Source organism: Streptomyces liangshanensis (genome assembly GCF_011694815.1).
In the GTDB taxonomy this organism is placed as follows: domain Bacteria; phylum Actinomycetota; class Actinomycetes; order Streptomycetales; family Streptomycetaceae; genus Streptomyces; species Streptomyces liangshanensis.
This window is the reverse complement of record NZ_CP050177.1, coordinates 7,088,927-7,115,215: the sequence shown is the minus strand read 5'-3', so window position 1 is coordinate 7,115,215 and position 26,289 is coordinate 7,088,927. Positions and strand designations below refer to the sequence as shown.

General features: G+C 71.7%; 25 protein-coding genes. 9 read left to right on the top strand and 16 right to left on the bottom strand.

Translation table 11 applies throughout. The annotated features are described in order from the left end of the window. Nucleotides 1–31 precede the first annotated feature (31 nt). Nucleotides 32–649, bottom strand: coding sequence for a TetR/AcrR family transcriptional regulator (locus HA039_RS30900; RefSeq protein WP_167034917.1), 618 nt, complete (start codon nt 647–649; stop codon nt 32–34). A gap of 157 nt (nt 650–806) precedes the next feature. Between HA039_RS30900 and HA039_RS30895 the strand changes: the two genes are divergently transcribed. Further along, complete coding sequence (locus HA039_RS30895) at nt 807–1,847, top strand: alpha/beta fold hydrolase (RefSeq protein WP_167034915.1); 1,041 nt, start codon at nt 807–809, stop codon at nt 1,845–1,847. A 42-nt stretch (nt 1,848–1,889) separates the two neighbouring features. Here the strand turns inward: HA039_RS30895 and HA039_RS30890 are convergent, their stop codons facing one another. The 5 genes from HA039_RS30890 to HA039_RS30870 all read right to left on the bottom strand — a co-directional run bounded on the left by HA039_RS30890 (nt 1,890) and on the right by HA039_RS30870 (nt 5,532). After that, the gene (locus HA039_RS30890) at nt 1,890–2,330 is read right to left on the bottom strand and encodes a hypothetical protein (RefSeq protein ID WP_167034913.1); all 441 of its coding nucleotides are present in this window, start codon (nt 2,328–2,330) and stop codon (nt 1,890–1,892) included. 109 nt (nt 2,331–2,439) lie between these two features. Continuing rightward, the gene (locus HA039_RS30885) at nt 2,440–2,991 is read right to left on the bottom strand and encodes an EF-hand domain-containing protein (RefSeq protein ID WP_167034911.1); all 552 of its coding nucleotides are present in this window, start codon (nt 2,989–2,991) and stop codon (nt 2,440–2,442) included. 334 nt (nt 2,992–3,325) lie between these two features. Then, entirely contained in the window at nt 3,326–3,739 is a 414-nt protein-coding gene (locus HA039_RS30880) for a CoA-binding protein (protein ID WP_167037871.1), read from the bottom strand. Nucleotides 3,740–3,817: 78 nt separating this feature from the next. Beyond that, a complete protein-coding gene (locus HA039_RS30875) occupies nt 3,818–4,864 on the bottom strand; it encodes a sensor histidine kinase (RefSeq protein ID WP_167034908.1) in 1,047 nt (348 codons plus the stop codon). Next, on the bottom strand, nt 4,861–5,532 hold the full coding sequence (locus HA039_RS30870; protein WP_167034906.1) for a LuxR C-terminal-related transcriptional regulator: 672 nt from the start codon (nt 5,530–5,532) through the stop codon (nt 4,861–4,863). Before HA039_RS30870 ends, HA039_RS30875 begins: the two co-directional genes overlap by 4 nt. A gap of 223 nt (nt 5,533–5,755) precedes the next feature. On the opposite strand from HA039_RS30870, the gene HA039_RS30865 reads away from it, so the two are divergent. Next, nucleotides 5,756–7,543 (top strand): ATP-binding SpoIIE family protein phosphatase, encoded by a 1,788-nt coding sequence (locus HA039_RS30865; RefSeq protein WP_167034904.1) that lies wholly within the window; start codon nt 5,756–5,758, stop codon nt 7,541–7,543. Nucleotides 7,544–7,602: 59 nt separating this feature from the next. Here HA039_RS30865 and HA039_RS30860 read toward each other — a convergent pair whose 3' ends face one another. After that, nucleotides 7,603–8,148, bottom strand: a complete 546-nt coding sequence (locus HA039_RS30860) for a GNAT family N-acetyltransferase (protein WP_167034902.1) — start codon at nt 8,146–8,148, stop codon at nt 7,603–7,605. A gap of 138 nt (nt 8,149–8,286) precedes the next feature. On the opposite strand from HA039_RS30860, the gene HA039_RS30855 reads away from it, so the two are divergent. Then, the gene (locus tag HA039_RS30855) at nt 8,287–9,729 is read left to right on the top strand and encodes a glucose-6-phosphate dehydrogenase (RefSeq protein WP_167034899.1); all 1,443 of its coding nucleotides are present in this window, start codon (nt 8,287–8,289) and stop codon (nt 9,727–9,729) included. 201 nt (nt 9,730–9,930) lie between these two features. Here HA039_RS30855 and HA039_RS30850 read toward each other — a convergent pair whose 3' ends face one another. Next, nucleotides 9,931–10,566 (bottom strand): DinB family protein, encoded by a 636-nt coding sequence (locus HA039_RS30850; RefSeq protein ID WP_167034897.1) that lies wholly within the window; start codon nt 10,564–10,566, stop codon nt 9,931–9,933. Nucleotides 10,567–10,731: 165 nt separating this feature from the next. Between HA039_RS30850 and HA039_RS30845 the strand changes: the two genes are divergently transcribed. From HA039_RS30845 to HA039_RS30825, 5 genes are all read left to right on the top strand, one after another. Next, nucleotides 10,732–11,172, top strand: a complete 441-nt coding sequence (locus HA039_RS30845) for a helix-turn-helix transcriptional regulator (protein ID WP_167034895.1) — start codon at nt 10,732–10,734, stop codon at nt 11,170–11,172. A gap of 10 nt (nt 11,173–11,182) precedes the next feature. Continuing rightward, nucleotides 11,183–11,593, top strand: a complete 411-nt coding sequence (locus tag HA039_RS30840) for a VOC family protein (protein WP_167034893.1) — start codon at nt 11,183–11,185, stop codon at nt 11,591–11,593. 56 nt (nt 11,594–11,649) lie between these two features. Then, the gene (locus HA039_RS30835; RefSeq protein ID WP_167034891.1) at nt 11,650–14,040 is read left to right on the top strand and encodes an ATP-binding cassette domain-containing protein; all 2,391 of its coding nucleotides are present in this window, start codon (nt 11,650–11,652) and stop codon (nt 14,038–14,040) included. A 57-nt stretch (nt 14,041–14,097) separates the two neighbouring features. After that, entirely contained in the window at nt 14,098–15,567 is a 1,470-nt protein-coding gene (locus HA039_RS30830) for a dihydrolipoyl dehydrogenase family protein (protein WP_167034889.1), read from the top strand. 138 nt (nt 15,568–15,705) lie between these two features. After that, on the top strand, nt 15,706–16,506 hold the full coding sequence (locus tag HA039_RS30825) for an SDR family NAD(P)-dependent oxidoreductase (protein WP_167034887.1): 801 nt from the start codon (nt 15,706–15,708) through the stop codon (nt 16,504–16,506). 95 nt (nt 16,507–16,601) lie between these two features. Here the strand turns inward: HA039_RS30825 and HA039_RS30820 are convergent, their stop codons facing one another. Both HA039_RS30820 and HA039_RS30815 read right to left on the bottom strand, forming a co-directional pair. Continuing rightward, complete coding sequence (locus HA039_RS30820) at nt 16,602–17,432, bottom strand: alpha/beta fold hydrolase (protein ID WP_167034885.1); 831 nt, start codon at nt 17,430–17,432, stop codon at nt 16,602–16,604. 196 nt (nt 17,433–17,628) lie between these two features. Next, a complete protein-coding gene (locus HA039_RS30815; RefSeq protein ID WP_167034883.1) occupies nt 17,629–18,423 on the bottom strand; it encodes an SDR family NAD(P)-dependent oxidoreductase in 795 nt (264 codons plus the stop codon). A 127-nt stretch (nt 18,424–18,550) separates the two neighbouring features. Here HA039_RS30815 and HA039_RS30810 point away from each other — a divergent pair, with 127 nt between their 5' ends. Continuing rightward, nucleotides 18,551–19,072: a winged helix-turn-helix transcriptional regulator gene (locus HA039_RS30810; protein ID WP_167034881.1), complete on the top strand. Its 522-nt coding sequence runs from the start codon at nt 18,551–18,553 to the stop codon at nt 19,070–19,072. Nucleotides 19,073–19,150: 78 nt separating this feature from the next. Here HA039_RS30810 and HA039_RS30805 read toward each other — a convergent pair whose 3' ends face one another. The 6 genes from HA039_RS30805 to HA039_RS30780 all read right to left on the bottom strand — a co-directional run bounded on the left by HA039_RS30805 (nt 19,151) and on the right by HA039_RS30780 (nt 26,281). Next, entirely contained in the window at nt 19,151–20,002 is an 852-nt protein-coding gene (locus tag HA039_RS30805) for an alpha/beta fold hydrolase (RefSeq protein WP_167034879.1), read from the bottom strand. A 234-nt stretch (nt 20,003–20,236) separates the two neighbouring features. Continuing rightward, nucleotides 20,237–22,159, bottom strand: coding sequence for a choice-of-anchor Q domain-containing protein (locus HA039_RS30800; protein ID WP_167034877.1), 1,923 nt, complete (start codon nt 22,157–22,159; stop codon nt 20,237–20,239). Nucleotides 22,160–22,168: 9 nt separating this feature from the next. After that, entirely contained in the window at nt 22,169–23,014 is an 846-nt protein-coding gene (locus HA039_RS30795) for a ribokinase (protein WP_167034875.1), read from the bottom strand. Beyond that, nucleotides 23,011–23,904: a carbohydrate ABC transporter permease gene (locus HA039_RS30790; RefSeq protein ID WP_167034873.1), complete on the bottom strand. Its 894-nt coding sequence runs from the start codon at nt 23,902–23,904 to the stop codon at nt 23,011–23,013. The genes HA039_RS30795 and HA039_RS30790 overlap by 4 nt, the downstream gene beginning before the upstream one ends. A gap of 2 nt (nt 23,905–23,906) precedes the next feature. Continuing rightward, on the bottom strand, nt 23,907–24,854 hold the full coding sequence (locus HA039_RS30785; RefSeq protein WP_167034871.1) for a carbohydrate ABC transporter permease: 948 nt from the start codon (nt 24,852–24,854) through the stop codon (nt 23,907–23,909). A gap of 65 nt (nt 24,855–24,919) precedes the next feature. After that, nucleotides 24,920–26,281 carry an ABC transporter substrate-binding protein gene (locus HA039_RS30780; protein WP_167034869.1) on the bottom strand — a complete coding sequence of 454 codons (1,362 nt, stop codon included), beginning with the start codon at nt 26,279–26,281 and terminating at the stop codon, nt 24,920–24,922. Nucleotides 26,282–26,289: the final 8 nt, after the last annotated feature.

Sequence of the window (26,289 nt, the reverse complement as noted above, 5' to 3'; positions counted from 1 at the left end):
GGTCTCACGATCATCTCACCGGGGCCCCATCTCACCGGGGCCCGTTGCACTCCGAACGCTTTGCCGCGCGGGCGAGCGTGTCGGCCACGGTGGTGCAGGCGAGGCGCACGACGGCGCGCAGGTCGGCGTCCGGGGTGCCGGCCCGGCTCAGTACCGCGAGCGACTGGACGACGCCGACCACGAACACCGACAGGTCCTCGACCACCTGGGCGTCCGCTCCGGAGACCGCCAACGCCGCCCGTACGCGGATCCGTTGCTGGCCGAGCAGGGTCATGACGCGGGCGCGGCCGGCCTCGGTGAGGGTCGCCGACTGCGCGGTCGACTGCGCGACGAGGCATCCGTCGGGGACGTCCGGGTCGGCGATGCGGTCCAGGACCACGCCGAGGAACGCCTCCATCGCGCGCACGGGCTCGTCCTGGTGCGCGGCGAGGGCCCGCTCGTACCGGGCGCCGTAGATGGCCGCGTAGCGGTCGAGGCACTGCCGGAACAGGGCGTCCTTGCCGCCGAAGGTCCCGTAGAGCGAGCCGCGGCCGAGCCCGGTGGCGGAGCCGAGGAGGTCGACGGAGGCGCCCGCGTACCCCTGCTGCCAGAACACCCGCATCGCCCGGTCGAGGGCGACGTCGACGTCGAACTGCTTCCGCCCCGCCATGCCGTACCTCCTGTGCGCGTGAACGTGCCGGTGGTGCCTGTGCCGCCAGCCTACCCGGGTCTTGGAACGATCGTTCAAAGAATCCTGGACCGATCTTGTACTGATCGATCCAACATGTGTACGGTCCCTCTCACGCCGCCGCCCAAGGAGGACCTTCATGAACCACCCGTCCCCGGCCCGCCCGCTCACGACGCCGCCCGTCGGCCCCGGCTCGGTCTCGGGGGTGCCGGACCTGCCCCCCGGCTTCGCCGAGACCTTCACCAGCCGGTACCTGGACACGGGCCGCGAAGTCGACACCACCCCGTACCCCGATCCGGGCGCCGCCTCGGCCCCCGGCCGGGAACCCCACCCCCGCGCCCTCCACCTCCACGCGGTCACCGGCGGCGAAGGCCCTCCGCTGCTCCTCCTCGCCGGGTGGCCCCAGACCTGGTACGCCTGGCGCCTCCTCATGCCCGCGCTCGCCCGGCACCACCAGGTCGTCGCGGTCGACCCGCGCGGGGTGGGCCTCTCCGACAAGCCCGTGGACGGATACGACACCGGCACGCTCGCGGCCGACATGGTGGCGCTGATGGCCGCGCTCGGGCACGAGCGGTTCGCCATGGTCGGCCACGACATCGGCATGTGGACCGGGTACGCGCTGGCCGCCGACCACCCGGACCGGCTCGACCGCCTGGTCGTCGCCGAGGCCGCGATCCCGGGCCTGTCGCCGTCACCGCCGCTGTTCGGCAACCGCGAACTCAACGACCGCCTCTGGCACTTCGGCTTCAACCGGCTCGCGGAGCTGAACGAGGTGCTGGTCAGGGGCCGGGAACACGCCTTCTTCTCGCACCAGTTCGCCACGAAGGCGGCCACCCCCACGGCGCTCCCGCCCCACGCCGTCCAGGTCTACGTGGACGCCCTCGCGGCCAGTCCCGAGGCCCTACGGTCCAGCTTCGCCTTCTACCGCGCGCTCGGCACGACGACGGAGCAGAACACCCGCCGCAAGGAACACCGTCTGACGCTCCCCGTCCTGACGATCGCGGGAGCGGACTGCTCGGGCGAACTGGTAGGCGACACGATGCGCCGCGCCGCCGACCACGTGGAGAGCCTGATCCTGCCGAACTGCGGCCACTACCCCGCCGAGGAGGCCCCGCAGGCAACCCTGACCGCACTGACCACGTTCCTGACCCCGTACCGCGAGCGACCGGCCCGGCCATAGCCGCCACCTCCCGCTCCGGATGCCGGTGGCAGTGTGAGGGGGTCAGCTGCGGGGGCGGTCCGCGGGGCGGGCGGCGGTGTGGCGTTCGCAGACCGTCCGGTACTCCGGGAACCGCCGGGCGATCTCGGCGAGCTTCGGCAGCATCTCCGCGCGCGTGGGCAACGGGTAGTACTCGTGGCGCAGTGCGATGCCCAGGCGCACGCGGTCGTCCGCTCTCCGTACCCACTCGTCCAGAGTGACCTTCATGGAGCTGCCGTTGTCCGTCCCCGACCACACCGCCACGTCGAGGAACACGACCGCCTGCCGCATGGACGCCTGACCGGCTTCCACCGCCTTTGCGACCATCTCGGCCACGTCGTCGGCGCCGTGGGCGTCGATCAGGTCGTCCACACGGTCGAACAGCTCGTCGGGGAGGTCCGCGTCGTCCTGTTCCGGTATCCGGACGGCACACAGCCGGTCGAGCGCCACGCTCACCTCTGACATCGCCACCAGGCCCCCTGTCCCCCGCCACGTGGGAGGGACAGTAGCCGGACCGGGTGAGGGAAGCCTCCCCTTTTCGGGGGGGGGGAGCGTAGAGCTCCGTCTTAAGCGGTCACCCTTCCCGCTGGCCGGGGACTCGGCCGCAGAGGGAGTTGCCGGGTTCCGCCGGGTCGTCGCTCATCCAGAACTGGCGCCACAGCAGGGCGAACTCCTCGCGGCTGAGGTGGCCGTCGCCGTTCAGGTCGAGGAGTTCGAAGACGCCCGTCAGGTCGGCGGAGCGGCCGTTCCAGGTCTCGACCAGCCTGCGGTGCTCCTCGGGGGAGATCACGCCGTCGCCGTTGGCGTCGATGGCGTCGAAGACGGTCTCGGCGGTCGCGGTGACATCGGCGACCATGGCGGGCAACTTGTCGACGAGGGCGAGCAGTTCGCCCATGTCGATCGCGCCGTCCCCGTTCGCGTCGCCCGTCTCCAGCAGGGCCGCCCACCACCCCATCAGCAGCGTCTCGACGCGTGCGCGCAGTTCCGTCCCGGGGTCCACTCCCGGCAGGCGGTTCCAGCGGGCGACCAGCGCCCGGAAGTCCTCTTCGCGCAGGTACCCGTCGCCGTCCGCGTCGAACGCGGCGAACACCGTCCTGAGCTTGCGCTCCTGAAACGTACTGGCCATGTGCGGCCTCCCTCTCGGCGCCGAACCGATCCACGAACCACCGGCCACACCACCGCCCACCAGGGACAGCGGCGTCCGATCAACTGCTTGTCACCATAGGCCGGAACGCGCCCCCACCCCCACGGGCACATACGCGCGAAGGGTCACCCGCGCGAGGTGCGACAATGAGAAAAGGCCACCGCGTGTTCGTGGAGGGACCGCACATCTCTCCAACAACACACGGTGGCCGTCCTCGTGTCACCGCTCCCGACTCCCGGTCCCGATGACCGGCATCCGCGCCTTCGCCGCACGCCTCCTCCGCGCGAGCCCGGCCGCCTCAGTCAGGAGACGAGCGTCAGAGCAGCTCCAGCCTGGTGATCTCGCGTCCCGCGGACCGGTCCATGACCATCCGCAGTCCCGCCGCGCGGGTCCGGTCGTACGCGGCCTCGTCCGTGACGCCTATCTGGAACCAGACCGCCTTGGCCCCGAGGGCCACCGCCTGGTCGGCGACGTCACCCGCCAGCTCGGAGTTCACGAACACGTTCACCACGTCCACGGGGAACGGGATCTCCGCGAGCGACGCGTACCCCTGCTCGCCCTCCACCGCCTCGGCCTTGGGGTGCACCGGCACCACCCGCTTGCCGATCCGCCGCAGCTTGACGGCCACCCGATAGGCGGCCCGTTCCTCGTTGTTGGACAGGCCGACCACGGCCCAGGTGTCCCCCGTTCCGGTAAGGATGTCCCTTATCGTCTCGTCATCACCATAGATTGTCATGCGGGTTCAACGTCGGTGACCCCGACGGCGTTCCGCCTCGGGCCGCCCGGATCCACGGCACCGGGGCCGCGCCTACCGCCGGTGAAGCCGGACGCCCAGCCCGTGGACCGGGACCTCCAGGGTGACGTCGGTGCCTTCCCCCGGTGTCGAGTGCACGGTGAGGCGCGCGTCGAGGAGGTCGGCGCGCTCGCGCATCGCCGCCATGCCCACGCCTCCGGAGACAGTCGCACGGGCCGGGGCGCGAAGGGCCGCCGCGGCGGCGGGAGTCAGGCCGTCGCCGTCGTCCGTGACCTTCGTGGAGAGGGTGTGGCCGTCGGTGTCCAGGTCGACGCGGATCCGCCCCGGCCGCGCGTGCTTGACGGCGTTGGTCACCGCCTCCTGCACGATCCGGTAGACGTGCGCCTGCGCCTCGGGGGACAGTTTCGCGCCGAGTTGGTCCCACCGCGGCGCCACGCGCAGCTCCGCGTCGACGCCGAAGTTGTCCGACGTGCTCCGGCAGAGCGCCTCCAGGGCCGGGCGCAGGCCGAGTTGGTCCAGGGCGACCGGGCGCAGCTCCGCGATGAGGTGGCGCAAGGAGGTGATCTGGTTGCCGACGAGGCGCCGCGCCTGGTCGATGGCCTCCTTCATGACCCCGGGGCGGTCGCTCCTGGCCGCCGAGGTCAGCACGATCTGTACGGCGCCCAGCTCCTGGAGGGTGTCGTCGTGCAGTTCGCGGGCCCAGTGCCGCCGTTCGCGTTCCTCACCGTCCCGGCGGGCCTGGCTCCACTCGCGGTCGAGGCTGCGGTGGCGCAGGGCGGACCGGCGTCCGATCGCCGCGGCGCAGGCGATCAGGGTGAGGGGGACGAGGTGCAGCCCGTTGAGCAGGGGCGCCTCGACCATCCGTACGAGGAGGGCCACGGCGATCACGTACGAGATGCCGCTGATGACCGCGAGCCAGGGGCGCCGGGCCTCGGGGCTGAGCACGGCCGCCGCCAGGAAGGAGGTGCCGGCGGCGAGGCAGAGCGCGAACTCGACGGTCAGCGAGTGGTGGGCGACCTCGAAGGCGAGCGTGATCAGGAGCAGGAAGGAGCCGGCCGCCTCGACGACCTTGCCGGCCCGGGCCCGCGACAGCTCACTCATGCCAGCAGCCCGCGCTCACGTGCGGCGGAGACCAGGTCCGCCTTGGTCTCGGCGCCGAGCTTCTCCCGGATCCTGGCGCGGTGCGTCTCGACGGTCCGTACGGACACATGCGCCTGCCGGGCGATCTCCTGGTTCGTGTGGCCCTGGGCCAGCAGGGACAGCACCTCCACCTCGCGCGCCGTCAGGGCGCCGTCGGTACCCGTGCCGGGGAGGTCGGGTCCGGTGACGGCCAGGCGGGCGCCGAGGGAGGGCTGTACGTACGTGTCCCCCTCGCCGACCTGGCGGGCCGCGCCCAGGAGCTCTTCGGCGGCGGCCTCCTTCAGCAGGTATCCGGTGGCCCCGGCGCGCAGTGCCTCGCGGGCGAACGCGGGGTCCTCCTGCATGGTGAGGACGAGGATCCGGGTACGGGGCGACGCGGCCAGCAGGTCGGGGATCGAGCGCAGGCTCGACTGCCTCGCCAGGGTCAGGTCCAGGACCAGGACCGAGGGGTGGTGCCGCTCCACGGCGGCGAAGGTCTCCGGCAGCGTGGCGCTCTCCGCGACGATCTCGAACGCGGGGTCCTGCGCGAGCAGGAGCCGCATGCCCGCGCGGACCACCAGGTGATCGTCGGCGAGCACCACGCTCAGGCGCGGCGACACGTCCCCACCGGTGGTGCGGTCGACGTCCATGCACCCCACCGTAGATCGCGGGGATGGTCCACGAGAACTCGGCGATCAAGGTTGCGGGAAACCCGCCGCGTCCCCGCGGTGACCGTGCGGCCGGTGCGGACAAGGCCGCACGGGCGGCGCGGAAGGCGGAAACTGGTGTGCGGGGCAGTGCCGACGCCACGGGGCCGCCGGGGCGGCAGGCTCGGAAGAGACAGGTTGAACGTCTCCTCCCAGGACGGACACGATGACCTCCGGCCCCGACGAACCCAGGACCACGACCCCGGCCACGACCTCCACCGACACCCCTTCGACAGACCCCTCCCACGGCCTCTTCCGAGCGGCCAGGAACCTCACCGGCGCCGCCGTCCCCACCCTGGCCGACGTGTCCTCCGTCGACGTGCTGGAACAGCTGCTCCGCGGCGAAGCGCCCCCGCCGGGCCCCGTGGACGGGAGCGAGCTGTTCCGGTGCGCCGCCTTCGCCGCGACACGGGAGGACGTCGCCCGGAGCACGTCCGCGGTGGGCAAGGCGAGCCAGTTCCCGGACGCGACGCCGTTCCGGCGGAGCCTGTCCGATCTGCGTCCCCGCCTGATCCGCCATCTGAGCCATCAGAGCCGGTGGCTCGCCCGCGACCCCGGACGGGCGCGGATGATCCGCGAGGCGGGCGCCCATTCCCTGATCGTGCTCCCGCTGACGGTCCGGGGCGTGGTCCTCGGGCTGTTCGTCCTGTACCGGCTGGCGGGGTCGAACCCGTTCGGCGAGGACAGCCTCCGCGAGGCCGCACGGCTCGCGGAGCGCGCCGCGCTGTCCCTCGACACGGTCCGCCGGCGGATCGAGGAGGACGCGCTGGCCCGGCTCCTGCGGCAGTCCCCCGGCGCCGAGGAGCCTCCGGTGCTCAGCGCGCTCGAAGCGGTCCACGGGCAGTACCCGGCCGGGGCCGGCGCCGCGCACTGGTACGACGTCCTCCCGCTGTCCGGTGCGCGGGTGGCTCTGGTGGTGGGGACGGCGGCGGGGTCGGGGGTTCCCGCCGCGGTCGGTATGCACCAGCTCAGGGCGGTGATCACGACGCTGTCCGCGCTGGACCTGCGGCCCGACGAGCTGCTGGCCCGCCTGGACGACGTGGTGACGCGCCTGGACCGGCGGCGGCCGGCGCCGTACCGCGGCCCGGACGGCGGGGCCGAGCCGGGGACCAGCTGTCTCTACGTGATCTACGACCCGACCACCGAGCGTTGTGTCTCCGCCCGGGCCGGCGATTCCTCGGTGCTGGTCGCCGATCCCGACGGCGGGGTCAGCGCCCCTCCCCTCGCCGCCCACGGCGGCCTGGGCACGGACGGCGAGCCGTTCGAGAACACCGAGTTCGCCACGCCCGCGGGCAGCACGCTGGTGCTGCGGGGTGAGGGCGGCGGCGGCCGGGCGGTGCCGGAAGGGCGTTCCCCGTACGCCGACGGTGACGCCGACAGTGGTACGGACGCCTCCGCCCACCCGGGCACCGATACCGACGTCGTCGCCGACGCCGACGACCCGACCATGGAACGGCTCCGCGAAGCCATGCCCCACTCCGCGCCCCACCTGCCCCGCCTCGCGGCGCTCCTGCTGCGCCACCTGCCCGAGGACCGGAGGCCTCCGGTCCTGCTGGCCCGTACGCGGGCGCTGGGCAACAAGGACGTCGCCGACCTGACCCTGCCGCCCGACCCGTCGGCCGTCTCCACGGCCCGCGCCTGGGCCGGCCGCCGGCTCACGGCCTGGCTGCTCGACGACCTCGCGGACGACACGACGCTGGTGGTCAGCGAACTGGTCACGAACGCCGTGCGCTACTCCGGCGGCCCCATCGGCCTGCGCCTGATCCGCGACGAGCACGTCCTCATCTGCGAGGTCTCCGACACCAGCGGCGCCGGCCCGCACCCGGTCCGGCCGCGGGCGACCGACGAGGGCGGGCGCGGCCTGACGATCGTCGGCCGGCTCACCGCGCACCAGGGCACCCGGTACACCTCGTCCGGCAAGACGGTCTGGACGGAGCAGCCGCTGCCGGAGTGAGGCCGCCCCCGGGGTGAGGACGGTCCCGGAGTGGGCCGCCCTCATGCGCGCGCCCGGCCTCAGCCGGCCGCCGGGGCCCCGGTGTCGTGGGCCGTCCCGTGTCCGGCGGTGGTGGCGGGCGCGGGGGCCGTCAGGGGCTTCGCGTAGCAGAGGCTCAGTTCGTGGAAGCGGTAGTGGCCGAACTTGACGCAGGGTTCGTAGCCGCTGGACGCGTACAGGGCCAGTGCCTCCGGCTGCTTGGTGCCGGTCTCCAGCACCATCCGGGTACGGCCGGCGGCCCGCGCGTCCTCCTCCAGGGCGGCCAGCACCCGCCGGGCCAGGCCGCGCCCGCGCACCTCCGGGGTCACGTACATGCGCTTGATCTCCGCGTCACCGTCGGAGTAGCCGTCCTCGTTCTTGTCCTGGCTGCGCCAGCCGCCGGTGGCGACCGGGGTGCCCTCCTCGTCGTACACGATCAGGTAGCGGCCCTGGGGCGGGTCGAACATGTCCGGCGCGAGCGGGGTGACGTCGCCCTCGTCGCCGTACCGCTCGGCGTATTCGAGCTGGACACGATCGTTGAGCTTGACGGCGTCGGGGTGACCGAACGAAACAGTACGCATATCCATGCAGATGATTGTACTTCTATACATTCGCGGACCCGGAGCCGCCCCACGAACGGGCGCCCGCCCCGGAACGGACCTACAGTGAGTCGAGCGACACGCCCACCCGCACCCTGCCCTGTTGTCGGTGAGGGAAGGTTCGACATGGCGAAGACCAACGGCGAACGGTCGGCGACCGACAGCACCAGTGTGCCCGACAGCACCCGCGCGTCGGACACCCTGGTCGTCTTCGGCATCACCGGGGATCTCGGCCGCAAGATGACGCTCCGCTCCCTCTACCGCCTGGAGCGGCGCGGCCTCCTCGACTGCCGCGTCATCGGGGTGGCGTCCACGGACATGTCCACCGCGCAGCTCGTGGCGTACGCGCGCGAGACCGTCGCCGCCACCGGGGAGCAGGTGGAGGACGCGGTCTTCCAGCGGTTCGCCGGGCGGCTGACGTATGTGCACGGCGACGTCCTGGACGACGCGCTCTACGCACAGCTGGCGCGGGAGATCGGGCCGGGACACCGCCCCCTGTACTACCTGGAGATGCCCCCCGCGCTGTTCGCGCCGATCGTCGAACGGCTCGGCAAGGCGGACATCCTGGGGACCGCGTGTGTCGCGGTGGAGAAGCCCTTCGGGAACGACCTGGAGTCCGCGCGCGAGCTCAACGCGCGGCTGCGCGCGGTGCTGGACGAGAGCCAGTTGCTGCGGGTCGACCACTTCCTCGGCAAGGAACCGGTCATCGAGCTGGAGTACCTGCGGTTCGCCAACCCGGCGCTGGCCGGCCTGTGGGACCGCAACAGCGTCTCGGCCGTCCAGATCACCATGGCGGAGGACTTCGGCGTCGAGGACCGGGGGAAGTTCTACGACTCGGTGGGCGCGCTCCGCGACGTCGTCCAGAACCACCTGCTCCAGGTGCTCGCGCTGGTCACGATGGACCCGCCGACCCGGGCCGACGCGGACAGCGTGCGCGACAAGAAGGCGGAGATCCTCGGCGCCGTCCGCGCGGCTGATCCGGAGCACTGCGTCCGGGGCCAGTACGCGGGGTACGCGGACGTTCCGGGGGTGGCGGCCGGGTCCACCACCGAGACCTTCACCGCGCTGCGGCTGGAGGTGGAGAACTGGCGGTGGGCCGACGTGCCGTTCTTCCTGCGCACGGGCAAGAAGCTGCCGCTGCGGGCGACGGAGGTACGGCTCCTGCTGCGCCGCGCGCCGCGGCTGGCCTGTCTGCCCACGCCGACGCAGGCGGAGCAGAACCAGATCGTGCTGCGCATCGACCCGGACCCCGGGCTGCGGGTCCAGCTCGTCGGGCAGGGCGGCGACGAGGCCTGGCGGCCGATCAACCTCAACGCCTCGTTCGCCCCGGACGTCGGTGAGCCCTTCGAGCCGTACGAGCGGCTGCTGCACAGCGCCCTGACGGGCGATCACCGGCTGTTCACGCGCGAGGACAGCGTCGAGGAGTCGTGGCGCATCGTGCAGCCGCTGCTCGACAACCCGCCCGAGGTCCACCCGTACCAGCCCGGTTCGTGGGGCCCGGAGGAGGCGAAGAGGCTCGTGCGCGGCCATCCGTCGTGGCGGGAGCCCTGGACGGGTCCGGCCCGCTGAGACACGACCCGTCGGCGGGTTTCCGGATCCGCGCGAGGTGCGCTACAGTTGATCTTGAGCTTGCGACCGGAACACCGGATGCGGGCCCGGCGTTGGTGGTCCAAGGAAAGACGCCCCGCTTCCCGTGGGGAAATGCAGGTGCAAGGCCTGCCCAGCGCTCCGTACGAGGCCCCGGATCCCGCAGCGGATCCGGGGCTTCGCTCATGCGGCGCCCGCGCCGCCGCCCCCGCTCGCCCGGTACAGGTCGCGGAGCAGGGCGATCTCGGCCCCGTGGTGCAGCACTTCCTGGTTGACCCACCACACGATGTCGACGAACGGCTCCTCGGCGTCGCTGCCGTGCGGATACGTGCAGTACCCCACGGTGTCCAGCGCGGTGTCGTCCGCGGTCGCCAGCGCCGTCCGCCAGGCCGCGGCGCCTTCCTCGAAGGCGGCGACCGCGGTCGCCGCGTCGCCGTGGACGGGGTGGTCGTCGCGGGTCAGTGTGCGGCCGCCCGCCGTGTGGTCGGCGCGGAGCGCCAGCATCTCGGTGAGGTGGCTCAGCCGCCAGGCGAGGGTGGTGAAGGGCGGGGGCCACGGGTGCGGGTACGAGGCGGCGTCGCGGCCCCACTCGCCCGCGCCGGCCAGGAAGGCGGCCCGCGTGCCCGGTCCGCCCGTCCGCCGCCGGACCGACCAGCAGCCGGGCACCGGCTCCCAGAGGTACTCCGCGTCCGTCAGGGGGCCGACCGCGGTCTCACTACCGTCGCCGCTGTCCATGACGGGGCCCGCCAGGCGGCCGCCGAGGCGTTCGCGGGCGAAGTCGAACTGTTCCAGCAGGGGGACCAGCCTCGTGGGGGTCACACGGCACTCCAGGGGGAGGGAAGATCGGCGGACCGGCCAGCGTGGCACACCCGTGCGCCCGCCGCATCTCCCTTACGCGCTCACGCCCTTGGCGTGGCGGCGGGCGCGGGGACGGCGACGGACTGTGCCTGGCCACCCCCGGGCCCGGCATGGCAGGCTTTCGGGATGACCGGATCCACCTCCGAGCAGCACCTGCGCGACCTCGCGCGGCTGCGCCGTGTCCGCGACCGGATCGACCGCGAGTACGCGCAGCCGCTGAACGTCGAGGCGCTCGCCCGCGGCGCGCACATGTCGGCCGGGCACCTGAGCCGGGCGTTCCGCACCGCGTACGGCGAGCCGCCGTACGCGTACCTGATGACCCGGCGTATCGAGCGCGCGATGGCACTGCTGCGGCGGGGCGACCTCAGTGTCACCGAGGTGTGTTTCGCGGTCGGGTGCTCGTCGCTGGGCACGTTCAGCACCCGCTTCACCGAGCTGGTCGGCGTGCCTCCCAGCACGTATCAACGCCGTACGGCGGGCGCGGCGGCGGAGATGCCGTCGTGTGTCTCGAAGCAGGTCACCAGACCGGTCAGGAATCGAGAAGCGCGGGCATCGGGCCGCGCCTAGTGTGATCGGCATGGACCTCACGATTCACACCACGTTCCTCCCGCACGACGACGCGGACGCGTCCCTGGCCTTCTACCGCGACATCCTCGGCTTCGAGGTGCGCAACGACGTCGGATACGGCGGGATGCGCTGGATCACCGTCGGCCCCGCCGACCAGCCCGGCACGTCCCTCGTCCTGGAGCCGCCGGCCGCGGACCCCGGCGTCACCGACGACGAGCGCCGCACCATCGCCGAGATGATGGCCAAGGGCACGTACGTGCGCGTCATCCTGGCCACCGCCGACGTCGACGCCACCTTCGCCGAGCTCCAGGCCGCCGGTGCCGAGGTCGTCCAGGAGCCGACCGACCAGCCCTACGGTGTACGGGACTGTGCCTTCCGCGATCCCTCGGGCAACCTGATCCGGATCAACGAGGTCCGCTGAGCGGTCCGGCACGGCAGACTGCGCGACAGACGACGCACCGAGGAGAGGGAAACACGATGAGCAGGGCCCCCAGGGTGGACGCGCAGTCGCCCGCGCCGCACGTCGCCGACAGCCACGAGTGGATCCGCGTGCACGGCGCGCGCGTGAACAACCTCCGGGACGTCAGCATCGAGATCCCGAAGCGGCGGCTCACCGTGTTCACCGGTGTCTCGGGATCGGGCAAGAGCTCGCTGGTGTTCCACACGATCGCCGCCGAGTCGCAGCGGCTGATCAACGAGACGTACAGCGCCTTCGTGCAGGGCTTCATGCCGACGCTGGCCCGGCCCGAGGTCGACGTGCTCGAAGGCCTGACCACGGCGATCATCGTCGACCAGCAGCGGCTGGGCGCCGACCCCCGGTCCACGGTGGGCACGGCCACCGACGCCAACGCGATGCTGCGCATCCTCTTCAGCCGGCTCGGGGATCCGCACATCGGGCCGCCCGGGGCGTACGCCTTCAACGTGCCCTCGGTCCGGGCGAGCGGTGCCATCACCGTGGAGCGCGGCGACAAGAAGACGGTCAAGGCGACGTTCAACCGGACCGGCGGCATGTGCGTCCGCTGCGAGGGCCGGGGCGCGGTCTCCGACATCGACCTGAGCCAGCTCTACGACGACTCCAAGTCGCTCGCGGAGGGCGCGTTCACCATCCCGGGCTGGAAGTCCGACAGCTTCTGGACCGTGCGGGTCTACGCGGAGTCGGGCTTCCTCGACCCGCACAAGCCGATCCGCGAGTTCACCGAGCAGGAGATGCGGGACTTCCTCCACCGGGAGCCGACCAAGGTGAAGGTCGAGGGGGTGAACCTCACGTACGAGGGCCTCATCCCCAAGATCCAGAAGTCGATGCTCTCGAAGGACAAGGAGGCGCTCCAGCCGCACATCCGCGCGTTCGTGGAGCGGGCGGTCACGTTCACCACCTGCCCGGAGTGCGACGGTACGCGGCTCAGCGAGGCGGCCCGCTCCTCGAAGATCGAGGGGGTCGGCATCGCCGACGCCTGCGCGATGCAGATCAGCGACCTGGCGGACTGGGTCCGCGGCCTGGACGAGCCCTCGGTGGCGCCGCTGCTCACGACGCTGCGGCAGACGCTCGACTCGTTCGTGGAGATCGGCCTCGGCTACCTCTCGCTCGACCGGTCGTCGGGCACGCTGTCGGGCGGCGAGGCGCAGCGCGTCAAGATGATCCGCCACCTCGGGTCGTCGCTGACCGACACCACGTACGTCTTCGACGAGCCGACCGCGGGCCTGCACCCGCACGACATCCGGCGGATGAACGACCTGCTGCTGCGGCTGCGGGACAAGGGCAACACCGTGCTGGTCGTCGAGCACAAGCCGGAGACGATCGCGATCGCCGACCATGTCGTCGACCTCGGTCCCGGAGCCGGTACGGGGGGTGGCACGATCTGCTTCGAGGGCAGCGTCGAGGGGTTGCGGACCGGCGGCACGCTGACCGGCCGGCACTTCGACGACCGGGCCGCCGTCAAGGAGACGGTACGGACCCCCACCGGCACGCTGGAGGTCCGGGGCGCGTCGGCGCACAACCTGCGCGACGTGGACGTGGACATCCCGCTCGGGGTGCTCACGGTCGTCACGGGTGTCGCGGGTTCCGGGAAGAGTTCGCTCATCCACGGCTCGGTGTCCGGGCGGGACGGGGTGGTGGCGATCGACCAGGGCGCGATCCGCGGCTCGCGGCGCAGCAACCCGGCGACGTACACGGGGCTGCTCGACCCGATCCGCAAGGCGTTCGCCAAGGCCAACGGGGTGAAGCCGGCGTTGTTCAGCGCGAACTCCGAGGGGGCGTGCCCCACCTGTAACGGTGTGGGGGTCGTCTACACCGACCTGGCGATGATGGCCGGTGTGGCCTCTCCGTGCGAGGAGTGCGAGGGGAGGCGGTTCCAGGCGGCGGTGCTGGACTACCACCTCGGGGGCCGGGACATCAGCGAGGTGCTCGCGATGTCGGTGAGCGAGGCGGAGAAGTTCTTCGGCGCGGGTGAGGCCCGGATCCCCGCCGCGCACGCCGTCCTGGACCGGCTGGCGGACGTCGGGCTCGGCTACCTGGGTCTCGGCCAGCCGCTCACCACGCTGTCCGGCGGGGAGCGGCAGCGTCTGAAGCTGGCGACGCACATGGCGGAGAAGGGCGGGGTGTACGTGCTCGACGAGCCGACGACCGGCCTGCACCTCGCCGACGTCGAGCAGTTGCTCGGCCTGCTGGACCGGCTCGTGGACTCCGGGAAGTCGGTGGTGGTCATCGAGCACCACCAGGCGGTCATGGCGCACGCCGACTGGATCATCGACCTGGGCCCGGGCGCCGGCCACGACGGCGGCCGGATCGTCTTCGAGGGCACGCCCGCGGCGCTGGTCGCCGACGGCACGACCCTCACGGGAGAGCACCTCGCCGCGTACGTGGGCGGCTGACCGGGCGCCGGGCGCGGGCGCCTGGAAGTCGGGCCCGAAACATGGTCCGATTGAGGTATGGGCAAATCACCTGAAACCTCACGAACAGGACAGGACGCTCGTACGGATCTCCCGTACGACGTCGTGGTCGTCGGCGCCGGTCCCGTGGGCCAGAACGTCGCCGAGCGGGCGCGGGCCGGCGGGCTGAGTGTGGCGGTGCTGGAACGGGAACTGGTCGGCGGGGAGTGCTCGTACTGGGCGTGTGTGCCCAGCAAGGCGCTGCTGCGGCCGGTGCTCGCCGTCGCCGACGCGCGCAAGGTGGACGGGGCGCGCGAGGCCGTCAGCGGAAAGATCTCCACGGACGGCGTCTTCGGGCGGCGCGACCGCTACGTCACCGACTGGGACGACACGGGCCAGGCCGACTGGGTCCGGGGCATCGGCGCCGACCTCCTGCGGGGCGACGCGCGGCTGGACGGCGCCCGCCGCGTGGTGGTCCGTACCGCCGACGGCGGGGAGACGGTCCTCACCGCCCGGCACGGGGTCGCCCTGTGCACCGGCAGCGACGCGGTCGTGCCGGACCTGCCCGGGCTCGCCGAGGCGCGGCCCTGGACCAACCGCGAGGCCACCGACTCCCGTACCGTGCCCGGCCGGCTGGTCGTGGTCGGGGGCGGCGGGGTCGGCGTCGAGATGGCCACCGCCTGGCAGGGGCTCGGCTCGCGCGTCACCCTGCTGGCCCGGCGCCCGCTGCTGCCCCGCATGGAACCGTTCGTCGGCGAGATGGTCGCGGACGGGCTCAAGGACGGCGGGGTGGACGTACGGATCGGGGTGTCGGTCACGGCACTGCACCGCCCCGATCCGGACGGGCCCGTCGACGTGGTCCTGGACGACGGCACCCGGCTGGAGGCCGACGAGATCCTGTTCGCCACCGGGCGCTCGCCCCGCACGACGGCCGTCGGGCTGGAGACGGTGGGCCTGACGCCGGGGTCCTGGCTGGACGTCGACGAGACGTGCGCGGTCCGCGGGGTCGACGGGTCCTGGCTGTACGCGGTCGGCGACATCAACCAGCACGCCCTGCTCACCCACCAGGGCAAGTACCAGGCGAGGATCGTCGGTGACGCGATCGCCGCCCGCGCGGCCGGCGAACCGCTGGACACCGCCCCCTGGGGCGCGCATGCCACCACGGCCGACCGGCACGCGGTCCCCCAGATCTTCTTCACCGACCCCGAGGCCGCCGCGGTGGGCCTGTCCGCCGAGGAGGCCACCCGGGCCGGACACCGGGTCAGGGCCGTGGACGTCGACTTCGCCACCGTGCCGGGCGCGCTGCTCCACGCCGACGGCTACCGGGGCCGGGCCCGCCTCGTCGTCGACCTGGACCGGGAGACCCTGCTGGGCGCGACCTTCGTCGGCCCGGGCGTGAGCGAGCTGCTCCACTCGGCCACGATCGCCGTCGTCGGCGAGGTCCCCGTCCCCCGCCTCCGGCACGCGGTGTCCTGCTTCCCGACGGTCAGCGAGATCTGGCTGTACCTGCTGAAGGCGTACCGCGGCTGAGGCGTACCGCCGCCGGCCGGGCCGCAGTCTCCGGCGCAGTCATGTGACCTATGCCGACCGGTCGCGGTGGCGCCGATGCTGGGCCTGTGGTCAAGCGCGCGTCGTACTCCTCGCCGCGCCCACGGTCCGCCGAGGAGCATGATGTCGAAGATCGTCCTGGTCACCGGGGCCTCCAGTGTCCTGGGAGGGGCTACGGCCGAGGCGCTGGCCGACGCCGGGCACCTCGTCTACGCCGGTGTCGGGTACGCCGGCGGGTACTCCGGTGTCCGGTACGGCGGCGGGTCCGCCGGACCGGGCTCGGTGCCGTCCCGCGCGGGGCTGCGGCCGGTGACCGTCGACGTGGCCGACCAGCGCTCGGTCGCCACGGCGGTCGCGGGCGTCCTGAGCGAGGCGGGGCGGATCGACGTCGTCGTCCACACCGCGGGCCCCGTGCCCAGGGGGCCCGTCGAGTCGTTCACGCCGTACCAACTGGCGCAGATCTACGACGCGCACGTGCTGTCCACGCAGCGGGTGAACCGTGCGGTGCTGCCGCGCATGCGGGAGCGCCGGGACGGCCTGCTGGTGTGGATCCTCGCCTCGGGGGACGCCGGCGACACGCCGTACCTGGCCCTGCACTCCGAGGCCGTCGGCGCGGCGGATCACCTCGCCGAAAGCTACGCGAGGGAGCTGGCCGGCTTCGGCGTGGAGACCGCGATCGTCGTGTCCGGTTCCCTGGCGCCCGACACCGGCGAGCGGTTCCGCCCGCTGGGTCCTGACGACCTGGAGACGGCCGGGGCGTACGAGGCCCGGTACCCGGGGCTGGTCGACCGGGTGGACGGGCGGCTGGCCGAGCACGCCGTCACCGGCGCGGAGGCGGAACGGGTGGCGCGGGCCGTCGTCGCCGTGGTGGACGGCCCCCGGGGCGGTTCTCCACTGCGGGTCGCGACCGGTACGCCGTGAGGGGAGCGCGTGCCCGCCGGTCCTCGGGAGCCGGTGCGGGACAGGGGGAAGGGGGCCGTGCGGGGTGACGTACCCCGCACGGCCCCCTTGCCGGTTCAGCTGTGCCGTGCGGCCCTGATGACGACCTCGGTGACCGCGTCCGGGTCGGAGACCATCGACAGGTGCGGGGCCTTCACACTGACGGTGTGGGACCCGGCCCGCGCGGTCATGTTGCGCTGCTCCGCCGGGGGGATGACCCGGTCCTCGGTGCCGATGAGGGCCCAGGAGGGGATCTTCTTCCAGGCCGGCTTCCCGGAGGGCTCGTCGAGCGTGCTCGCCGCGAGCGGGCGCTGACCGGCCGCGAGCACGTTCGCGGTGTTGCGCGGCACACCACCGGCGAAGATCCCCGGGAACAGGTTCTGCTTCACGTACAGGTCCACGTCTCCGCCGCCGCCCGGGATCGGCACGGAGTCGAAGACGGTGCTGGGGTCGGGCACGGCCAGCGCGGAGCCCGGCTCGGCCGCGCTCAGCTCGCCCGCCGTCTCGCCCTCGGCGGGGATGAACGCGTCGATGTAGACGAGGGACTTGACGTTCTTGAGGCCCGTCGCGGCGTTGGAGATGACAAAGCCGCCGTAGGAGTGGCCCGCCAGCACCACGGGACCGGTGAGCGTCTTGAGGTACGCCCGCAGGTTGGCGGAGTCCGTGGCGACCCCTCGCAGTGTGTTGGGCGGAGCCTTGACCGTGAAACCCCGGTCCTGGAGACGCTCGGTGACGGCGGCCCAGCTGGAGGCGTCGGCCCACGCTCCGTGGACCAGGACGATCGTGGGCGCGGGACCGTGCGAAGGACCGGTGGACCGGGCGTTGCCGGTGGCCGCGGACCCGAGTGTGAGGGTGACCGCGGCCGCCGTCGCCAGCACGCTGAGGGTGATTCTTCGCTTTTCCTTCATGACAACTCTCTTCTCGTGGAGTTCGGCTGCCGGACGTCGACGGGAGCGGCGTCAGATTACTTTCGCGATGCGGAAAGCCTCCCGGCCGAGCGCGGAGTCCGGACAAGTTCATTCGAACGGCCGCGCGAGCGAGCCCCGGACCGTGGGTCGGTCCGGGGCTCGTCGGTGGATCGGCGCCCTCGCGGGCGGGATGGTGTCAGCGGCGGTAGCGCTCCGCGGGGACGTCCCGCGACAGGACGGGGGCGAGGGCGTCCCGCGCCTCCTCGTAGGTGTTCCAGACCGAGACGTCGGCCAGGGAGGGGATGGTGACGTCCTCTCCCGCGTCGAGTCCGGCCAGCGCCGCGTCGACGGCGGCCTCGGGGGTCATGATGTTGGCGGCCGGGAAGTCGGACAGCTCCACGCCCGAGCCGTCCCAGAACCCGGTGGACATCGCGCCCGGGACGACCACCTGCACCCGTACCCCCGTACCGGACAGCTCCTGCTGGAGGGCCTGGGTGAAGGTCAGCACATAGCTCTTGGTGGCGCTGTAGACCGCGCTGACCGGCTGGATCCAGAACGCCATGGCGGAGGAGACGTTCACGATCGTCCCCTGTCCGCGCCGCGTCATGCCGGTCAGCGCGGCGGCCGTGAGCCGGGTGGTGGCGGTGATGTTGAGCGCCACCTGTACGTCGACCGCCTTGGTGTCGAAGCCCGGGGTGGGCGCGAACGTGGCCGCCCCCGCCGCGTTGACCAGCAGGTCCAGCGACTCGTCGGAACGCAGCCGCTCCTCGACCTTCGCCAGCTGGGCGGGGTCGGACAGATCCGCGACGAGGGTGCCGACGTGCACCTCGCTGTGCTCGGCGAGGGCCTCGGCCACGTTCTTGATCTTGCCTTCGTTCCGGCCCACCAGCACCAGGTCGTACCCCCGCTCGGCGAGCCTTCGGGCGTAGGCCTCGCCGAACGTGGAGGAGGCTCCCGTGATGACAGCGGTCTTGGAGGCGTGTGCGGACATGATCGATTCCCGTCTGGTGAGGTCGGCGCGAAGCCAGTATGGTTTGGTTTCCAAACCGCAAGCCGTTGATCGAACGCTAGCACGGTGCGGTACGACTTTCAAACCACATGCGAGGTAGAGTGGGTCCATGCCCGTGATACGCATCGACCCGACCACGCTCCCCGGCCGCCCGTGCAGCCTCGCCTCCGCGCTCGAACTCGTCGGTGACCGCTGGTCGTTGCTCGCCGTGCGCGAGGTCTCGTTCGGCAACCACCGGTTCAGCCAGATCGCACGGAACACCGGAGCGCCGCGCGACCGCCTCTCGGCGCGCCTGAAAGCCCTGGTGGAGGGAGGCATCCTGGAACGCAGGGCCGACCCCGAGGGCTCGCGGTACGAGGGCTACCACCTCACGCGGGCCGGCGAGGAACTCGGCCCGGCGGTCCTGATGCTGATGTCCTGGGGCGCCAAGTGGACGGTGGACTCACCGCCGATGGGGCAGACGCATCACGACCATCCGCTGGCCCTCACGGCGACCTGCGCGACCTGCGGCCATCTGGACAGCGCCGACGAGGTCACCCACGAGATGCTCGTCCCCCACTGGAATCTCGCGGGACCGGAGAAGGCCGCTGGAGCGGGGAAACCGGGAGAACCGGGAGAACCGGGCAAGTAGGACAACCCGGCCCCGGTCCGCCTCGTCTCCCCGTCGGGGCGGCGAGGCGGACCGGGGCCGGGGGTGTGACCGGCGGGGTCAGCGGGTGCCGTCGGCCGCGCTCTCGATGAGGTCGGTGACCACACCCGGGTCGGTGACCTGGGCGGCGTGCGGGGTCCTGGCCTCCACGGTGTGGGAGTGGGCGCGGGCGGCCATGAAGCGTTCGGCGGCCGGCGGGATGAGGTGGTCGTCCTTCGAGACGAGGTACCAGGAGGGGATGGTCCTCCAGGCGGGGGTACCCGAGGCCTCGCCCAGGGCCTGGAGGGTGATCGGGCGCTGGGTGGCGGCGAGTTCGGCCGCGCGCGCGGCACCGAGGTGGTCGCCGAAGAAGAGGTCGCGGTACTGGCCGGGCTTGACGTAGAGGTCGACCCCGCCGGCGGTGCCGTCGGCGAGGGTGAGGGGCACCGCGTTGAGCGCGGTGGGGAGCGGGGCGTCGGGGTCGTCGGTGATGTGGGAGCCCGGGAACTTCGCCGCCAGGTCCGCGGCGCTCTCGCCCTTGTCGGGGGCGAAGGCGGAGATGTAGACGAGGGCCTTCACGTTGGTGTTGCCGGTGGCGGCGTCGGTGATGACGGACCCGCCGTAGGACTGGCCGACCAGGATGACCGGGCCCTGGACGGTCTTGAGGTACGAGGCCAGGTACGCGGAGTCGTCGGAGAGACCGCGCAGCGGCGTGGGCACGGCGGTGACCGGGTAGCCCTTGGCCTGGAGGCGCTTGACCACGCCGCTCCAGCTCGCGGAGTCCGACCACGCGCCGTGGACGAGGACCACGGTCGGCTTCGGGGCCGGGCGGTGGCCGGGCGCGGCCGACGCGAGGGTGGGGAGGCCCGAGGCGAGGACCACCCCCACCGCCGCGCCGAGAACGGTGACATGGAATCTACGGTTGCGAAGCACGGTTCCTCCTTGTGAGAGGGCGTATCACCAGGGATCCGCCCCGCCGCCCCGCGTACACACCGAACGCGGGTTCCGCGGCGTGCTCACAAGGTCGCACCGGGCCCGGTCCACCCGCATCGGTCGAATGGCTGCCGCCCGCCACCGACCGCGCCACTCCGTCCCCACCGCCCGCGCCCCGCGGACGGTCGTCCGACTTACCCGGCGGACGGTCAGCCGGTCAACCGGTTCAACTGGTCAACTGATCCTTTGCAGGGTGATGTCGTCGATCGTCTGCCACGTGCTCACGCCGGACGGGCCGTAGTACCCGGCGTACAGCGACAGCTGGGTCGCCGTCCCGGGCTTCACGGTGAGGACGTAGCGGGTCCAGGCCGGGCTGCTCCCGTAGCTGATCTCGTTGACCACGGTGCCCGTGGTCGTCTTGGCGCCGAGCCAGCCGTGGTCGATGTTCCCGGAGTTCCTCACCCAGACCGTCAGCCGGTACGTGGCGCCGGCGGTGACGTTCACGATCTGCTTGACCCCGCCCCAGTCGGTCTGGCCGGCCGAGGTGATCCAGGCGTTGTCGGAGCCGCTGTGCGCCTTGCCCTGGGCGACGTCGACGCCGGTCGCGAGAGCGCCCTCGGCCAGCCAGGGGGTGCTGGTCGCCGTGATGGCCGTCTGCTGCTCGAAGCCGCTGTCGGACACCGCGTTCGCGCCCGCGGCCGGCGCGGTCTGCGCCTCGACCGCGCCGATGTCGGTGCCGAGGCCCACCGTGCTGTTGTTGCCGTAGATGTCGGTGGTGGCCGTCGCCGTGGTGCCGTTGTCCTTGGCCGGGCTGGTCGGACCGGGCCGGAAGTCGCCGCCCGCGGTGTTGGTGAACTGGGGGTCGGCCGCGATGTCGCCGACGCCCGGGGAGTAGCCGAGCGCGCCGTACACGAGGTTGTGGTGGTGGGGCCAGTTGTAGTCGTAGAGGACGACACCTGACGTCAGGTAGAAGATGTTGTTGGTGATCGAGAGCCAGGCGTCGGCCGCCGGCGGGCCTTCCTCCCGGTAGAAGTAGATCGCGAACTGCGTCTGGTTGTCGCCCCGGGCGCGTACGACCGTGTTGTGGTCGGCCTGGTACCCGGAGGGGTGGGTGGTGGTGTCGAAGGCCACGAACTGCTGGTAGTCGTCGCTGATGTTGTAGAGCAGCTTGACGTTGGAGCTGTTGGTCTCGGTCACCTCCAGGAAGCCCTGCGATCCCGAGGAGTAGTTGTGGTCGATCGTGATGTTGTTCTTGTCGTGGTCGAAGCCCTCGATCTCCAGGGCGCCGCCGTCCGCCCCGTACGGGCTGTCGGTGGAGCGGCAGTTGACGAACTGGTTGTAACTGACCTGGGCGCCGCTGTTGTTGATCGAGACGCCGACGGCTCCGTAGGAGGTCTCGGACCCCGAGTCCATGCCCCTGAAGGCGATCTTCAGGTCGTGGAACGAGTTGTGGTCGATCAGTGTGCCGGTGCCGTAGGTCTTGACCCCCACACCGACCTGGGTGAACTCGTTGTCGTGGATGTGCGCCGAGGCGGCGGGATCGGTGACCGCTATCGCGCCGCTGAGCTTGTACTTGGGGCCGGTGATGCCCTTGCCGTCGGCGTTGTCGAAGACCACGCCATCGGCGAACCGCAGCTGGGTGACGCCGATGTGACTGCCCGCCAGCTGGAGCATGTTCCAGCCCGCCGGGTTCGTCAGCGTCGGCGCGGCCCCGCTGCCGAACGCGGTGACGGTGATGGGGGCCGCGGTGGTACCGGAGCCGTTCACGGTGCCGGTGCCGGTGAAGGTCTGGCCCCGGCGCAGGGCGACCACGTCACCGGGTGACAGGGTCGCGGTGGTGATGCGGTTCAGTGTCTTCCACGCGGTCGCGGTGGTGGTGCCCGCCGCGCCGTCGTTCCCGGACTGCGCGTCCAGGTAGTAGACCTTCCCGGTGCCCACCGGAGTGGGATTGCCCGAGGTCTGGAGCCGGGCGCCGGTGGTCGGGGGCGGTACGGCCGCCGCCAGGGACGGCGCCGGCCTGGCCTTCCCGGGTACGGGGGCGGTGTCGGCGTGGGCGGGGAGCGCCACGGAGAAGGTGGCGAGAACGGCGACCACGAGACCTGCCGTGGTGTGTCGCAGATGCCGGATACGGCGTGGGGCGTCGACTCTGACGTGCACGCGATGCTCCTATCGGCTGGACCTTGGTGTCTGAATGGCCTGGGCTGCTGCCTGGGTTGCCTGTCGTGCCGCTTCGACGAGGCCGGTTCCGAGGGCGAGATGGGCCGCCATGACCCCGGCGAACATGTCGCCCGCTCCCGTGGTGTCGACCGCGGTGAGCCGGGGTGCGGGAAGGTGGGTCGTCCGACCGTTCTCCACGACGAGGGATCCGTCGGAACCGAGGGTGATGACCACCGAAACACACTGCCGGGAAAGGACCTTCGCGGCGTCCGACGGTGTGTCGGCGGAGGTCAGGAAGTGTGCTTCCGTGAGATTTACCACGAGGGGATCCGCGGCGGCAAGGACGTCGCCGGGCAGAGGGGCACTGGGGCTGGCGTTGAGCATCAGCCGCGCCCCGTGCGTGAGCGCCCACCGTGCCGTGGCCAGGGTGGCCGCGAGCGGGATCTCCTGCTGGGTGAGGACGACCTGCGGTGCGAGCGCGTCGAGGGCGTCGGTGACGTCCCGCGGCCGCACCAGGCTGTTGGCCTCGGGGAGCACGACGATGCTGTTCTCGCCGTCGGGCGTCACGGTGATCAGGGCGTGCCCGCTGGCCCCCTCCAGGGGGAGGAAGCGGGAGACGTCGACTCCGCGCCGTACCAGCTCCGCCTCCAGGACGCGGCCGGCCTCGTCGGAACCGCGGCGGCCGACGAACGAGGTCGCCGTGACGGTCGCCGCGGCGGCCGCCTGGTTGAGGCCCTTCCCGCCCGGGTGGCGCTCATAGGTGGTGCCCAACACGGTCTCGCCCGGGTCGGGGCGGCGGGGCGTACGGGCGACCAGGTCGAGATTGGCGGATCCGACCACGGCTACGCGGTTCAATTCTTGCTCCCGGTGCTGGCGACGGACGCGACGAAGTAGCGCTGGAGACCGAGCAGGATCACCGCCGGGATGACGGCCAGCACGGCCGTCTCGGCGAAGACGCGGCCGTAGTCACTGCTGAACGCGGCGAACGTCTTGGCGATGGCGACGGGTGCCACGTCCTTGTCGTCGCTGGTGGTGACGAGGATGGGCCACAGGTACGCCTGCCATTGGAAGAGGAACAGGACGAGGCCGGTGCCGATGAGCGCGGGGCGGGTCAGCGGAAGGTAGATCCGCAGGAAGATGCGGGGCCAGCCGGCCCCGTCCACGCGGGCCGCCTCGGCCAGTTCCGGCGGGATGCCCAGGAAGAACTGACGGAGTGTGAAGATCGCCAGTCCGTTCCCGAGCCCGGGCAGGACCAGGGCGGGGAAGTTGTTCGTCAGTCCCCAGTCGCTGAAGGTGTGCGCCAGGGGAATGGCGATGGCCTCGAAGGGGACGAGGAAGCTCAGCACGACCAGGCCGAAGACGATCCTGCGCCCGGGGAAGTCGACGACCGCCAGCGCGAACGCGGCCATCGCCGAGATCGCGATGCCGAGGACGACGGTCACGGCCGCGACGATCACACTGTTGGCGAGGTTGCGCAGGAAGCCGTTGTCGACGGCCGAGCGGAGGTTCTCCAGCGTCCAGTGCGCGGGCCACAGCATGTGCCAGTTCATGGACGAGCTGTTGGCGAAGGTCTCGGTGGAGCTGCGGAACGTGCTGGCGATGAGCCAGAGGACCGGTACGAGGAAGGCCAGGGCCACGACGACGGCGAGGACGGTCAGCACGACGCGGCCGGTACGCCTGCGTTTCGGGGCGGTCAGGGCGTGGGCGGCAGGGGCGCCGGGGTGCGGAAGCGGGGTGCGGTTCATGATCAGCTCTCCTCCGCGCTGCGCAGCAGCCGGAACTGGACCGCGACGATGACGATCATCAGGACGAGCAGCACGAGGAGTTCGGCGGCCGCGGTGTGCGGGTCGGAGAGCTCGAAGCTGTTGTGGAAGATGTCGTACATCAGGAAGTTCGACTTTCCTTGCGGTCCCCCGTCGGTCAGGATCTGCATCGGCGCGAACAGCACGAAGTTCGACACGGTGTCGGCGACCAGGACGAACAGGAGCGGCCTGCGGAGCAGGGGCAGTGTGACCGACCAGAACCGGCGCAGGGGGCCCGCTCCGTCGATCGCGGCCGCTTCGTAGTACACGGTGGGGATGTCGTTGAGTCCCGCGATGAGGAAGATCATCCAGTAGCCGACGCCGATCCAGCTGGCGATGAGGATGATGCTTCCGAGGACCTGTCCCTGGCCGGTGAGGAAGGGCTGCTGGTGGATGCCGACGGAGGCGAGGGCCGCGTTGACGGGGCCGTCCGGGCGCAGCGCGATCCCCCACACCACCGCGGAGCCGGTCATCGGGACGGCGGCGGGCAGGAATATCAGGGTGCGCCAGATGCCGGTGGCCGGCAGGTTCTGGGTGAGGAGCACCGCGAGGGCCAGGGCCAGCACGATCTGCAACGGGTTGACGAGGACGTTGAAGATCAGGGTCTGCTGGACGGAGGACCAGAAGGCGTGGGACGAGAACAGGGCGGTGAAGTTGTCGAACCCGACGTAGCGCGGCGGGAGTGTGCTGCCGGGCAGACTCGTGTGCGTGGCGTCGTTCACGGCCTGGACGACCGGGATGAGCCGGAGCACGACGATGAGGGCGAGCGCGGGCGTCAGGAAGATCGCCGCCGCGCTCAGGTTGCCCAGCAACCTGCGCCGCTGAAGTGTTCCCCTGGGGAGCGGGGGCGGTTTCGCCCCGTCGCCCGCCGGGTGGTGTGTCGTGAGTGTCATTGCGGGTTGTCCCTCTCGCCGGCCGGGGCTCCATCGGCTCGCCCCGGCCGGTCGGCTCGCCTGGGTCAGCGGTACTTGGCCCAGGCCTGGTTGATCGTGCTGGTGGCCGACGAGAGCGCGCTCTTCACGGAGGCGCCGTTGCTGATGTCCTCGTAGGTCTTGGACAGCGTGTCCTCGAACTCGACGTAGCCGGTGGTCCTGGCACGCAGGGTGGCGGTGTGGGCCAGCTCGTACTTGGTCAGTTCCACGGCGCCCGCCATGCGGGGGTCCTTGAAGATCTTCTCGTCGTAGAAGCTCGCCGTACCCGCCGTGTTGGAGGGCGGCACCGCCAGGCTCGGCATGTACTGGGCGAACCCGCCGTTGTCGAGTCCCATGAACTTCATGAAGATCTCGGACGCGACCGCCTTCTTGCTCGCGGGGTTCAGCCCGAGGGACCAGCCGCCGGTGGGGGTGACCGCCTTGCCGCCCTTGAAGGAGGGGTACGCGGCCACACCGAAGTCCAGCTTGGATTCGGCGGCGAACTTGGGGCCCCACCAGGGGCCGCCGGGGAAGAACGCGACCTGGCCCGAGGCGAAGAGGTCGGGGGTCTGGGCGACCGGTACGCCGCGCGGGGAGATCTTGTCCTTGAACAGCGAGCTGTACCAGTCCATCGACTTCTCCCAGCCCGCCGTCTCCAGCTCGGGCGTCAGGTTCTTGTCGCCGCCGGCGCCCGAGCCGCCGCCCAGGCTCTCGGCCAGGGGCTGCAACTGGTAGTAGCGGTTGACCTGGTCGAACACCAGCCCGTACTTGGCGCCGGCCTGCTGGGCCTTCTTGGCGTCGGCGGTGACGGCCTCCCAGGTCGGCCGGTCGGCGGGCTTCGCCGACGGGAAGGGGATGCCGGCCTTCTTCAGCAGTGACTTGTTGTAGTAGAGCAGCTGGCTCGACGTCTGGAAGGGCATCGCGACGAGCTTTCCGTCGCTGGTCGCGGCGTCCAGCGAGGTCTTGTCGACCTTGCCCGCCAGGTCCGGGAACGCCTTCGACAGGTCGGTGAGCCAGCCTCGCGCCTGGTACGCGTCGGTACGGGGCATGTCGACGTCGTACAGGTCGAGCGTCGTGTCCTTGCGGCTCAGGCGGGTGCTGAGGACGCTGTTGAACTGGTCGAACGGAACCGCCTGGTAGTTGACGGTGATGTTCGGGTGTTCCTTGTGGAAGGCTTCGAGCACCGGCTTGATGTCATCGGCCGAGTACGCGGCGCCCGCGTAGTTGATCGTGACCGGCTCGGTCGGATCCTTCAGCGCGTCGGCCGAGGTGAGGCCGGCCGGCTGCTGCGAGCCGCCGGACGAACCGGATCCGGAGCCGCAGCCGGTGACGAGCAGAGCCACGGCGATCGCGCCGCCGGCGAGTTTGGTCGCCGCCCGGGCGGGGCGGGGAAGAACGGGGAGCTTCATGACGGTCC

Excerpts from the sequence above, each read along its gene's own strand:
- HA039_RS30835 (WP_167034891.1), top strand. The coding sequence starts at position 11,650 with ATGAGCAGGGCCCCCAGGGTGGACGCGCAGTCGCCCGCGCCGCACGTC.
- HA039_RS30885 (WP_167034911.1), bottom strand. The coding sequence starts at position 2,991 with ATGGCCAGTACGTTTCAGGAGCGCAAGCTCAGGACGGTGTTCGCCGCG.
- HA039_RS30865 (WP_167034904.1), top strand. The coding sequence starts at position 5,756 with ATGACCTCCGGCCCCGACGAACCCAGGACCACGACCCCGGCCACGACC.
- HA039_RS30840 (WP_167034893.1), top strand. The coding sequence starts at position 11,183 with ATGGACCTCACGATTCACACCACGTTCCTCCCGCACGACGACGCGGAC.
- HA039_RS30790 (WP_167034873.1), bottom strand. The coding sequence starts at position 23,904 with ATGAACCGCACCCCGCTTCCGCACCCCGGCGCCCCTGCCGCCCACGCC.
- HA039_RS30810 (WP_167034881.1), top strand. The coding sequence starts at position 18,551 with ATGCCCGTGATACGCATCGACCCGACCACGCTCCCCGGCCGCCCGTGC.
- HA039_RS30875 (WP_167034908.1), bottom strand. The coding sequence starts at position 4,864 with ATGAGTGAGCTGTCGCGGGCCCGGGCCGGCAAGGTCGTCGAGGCGGCC.
- HA039_RS30780 (WP_167034869.1), bottom strand. The coding sequence starts at position 26,281 with ATGAAGCTCCCCGTTCTTCCCCGCCCCGCCCGGGCGGCGACCAAACTC.
- HA039_RS30825 (WP_167034887.1), top strand. The coding sequence starts at position 15,706 with ATGATGTCGAAGATCGTCCTGGTCACCGGGGCCTCCAGTGTCCTGGGA.
- HA039_RS30890 (WP_167034913.1), bottom strand. The coding sequence starts at position 2,330 with ATGTCAGAGGTGAGCGTGGCGCTCGACCGGCTGTGTGCCGTCCGGATA.
- HA039_RS30815 (WP_167034883.1), bottom strand. The coding sequence starts at position 18,423 with ATGTCCGCACACGCCTCCAAGACCGCTGTCATCACGGGAGCCTCCTCC.
- HA039_RS30870 (WP_167034906.1), bottom strand. The coding sequence starts at position 5,532 with ATGGACGTCGACCGCACCACCGGTGGGGACGTGTCGCCGCGCCTGAGC.
- HA039_RS30860 (WP_167034902.1), bottom strand. The coding sequence starts at position 8,148 with ATGGATATGCGTACTGTTTCGTTCGGTCACCCCGACGCCGTCAAGCTC.
- HA039_RS30830 (WP_167034889.1), top strand. The coding sequence starts at position 14,098 with ATGGGCAAATCACCTGAAACCTCACGAACAGGACAGGACGCTCGTACG.
- HA039_RS30820 (WP_167034885.1), bottom strand. The coding sequence starts at position 17,432 with ATGAAGGAAAAGCGAAGAATCACCCTCAGCGTGCTGGCGACGGCGGCC.
- HA039_RS30900 (WP_167034917.1), bottom strand. The coding sequence starts at position 649 with ATGGCGGGGCGGAAGCAGTTCGACGTCGACGTCGCCCTCGACCGGGCG.
- HA039_RS30785 (WP_167034871.1), bottom strand. The coding sequence starts at position 24,854 with ATGACACTCACGACACACCACCCGGCGGGCGACGGGGCGAAACCGCCC.
- HA039_RS30895 (WP_167034915.1), top strand. The coding sequence starts at position 807 with ATGAACCACCCGTCCCCGGCCCGCCCGCTCACGACGCCGCCCGTCGGC.
- HA039_RS30845 (WP_167034895.1), top strand. The coding sequence starts at position 10,732 with ATGACCGGATCCACCTCCGAGCAGCACCTGCGCGACCTCGCGCGGCTG.
- HA039_RS30855 (WP_167034899.1), top strand. The coding sequence starts at position 8,287 with ATGGCGAAGACCAACGGCGAACGGTCGGCGACCGACAGCACCAGTGTG.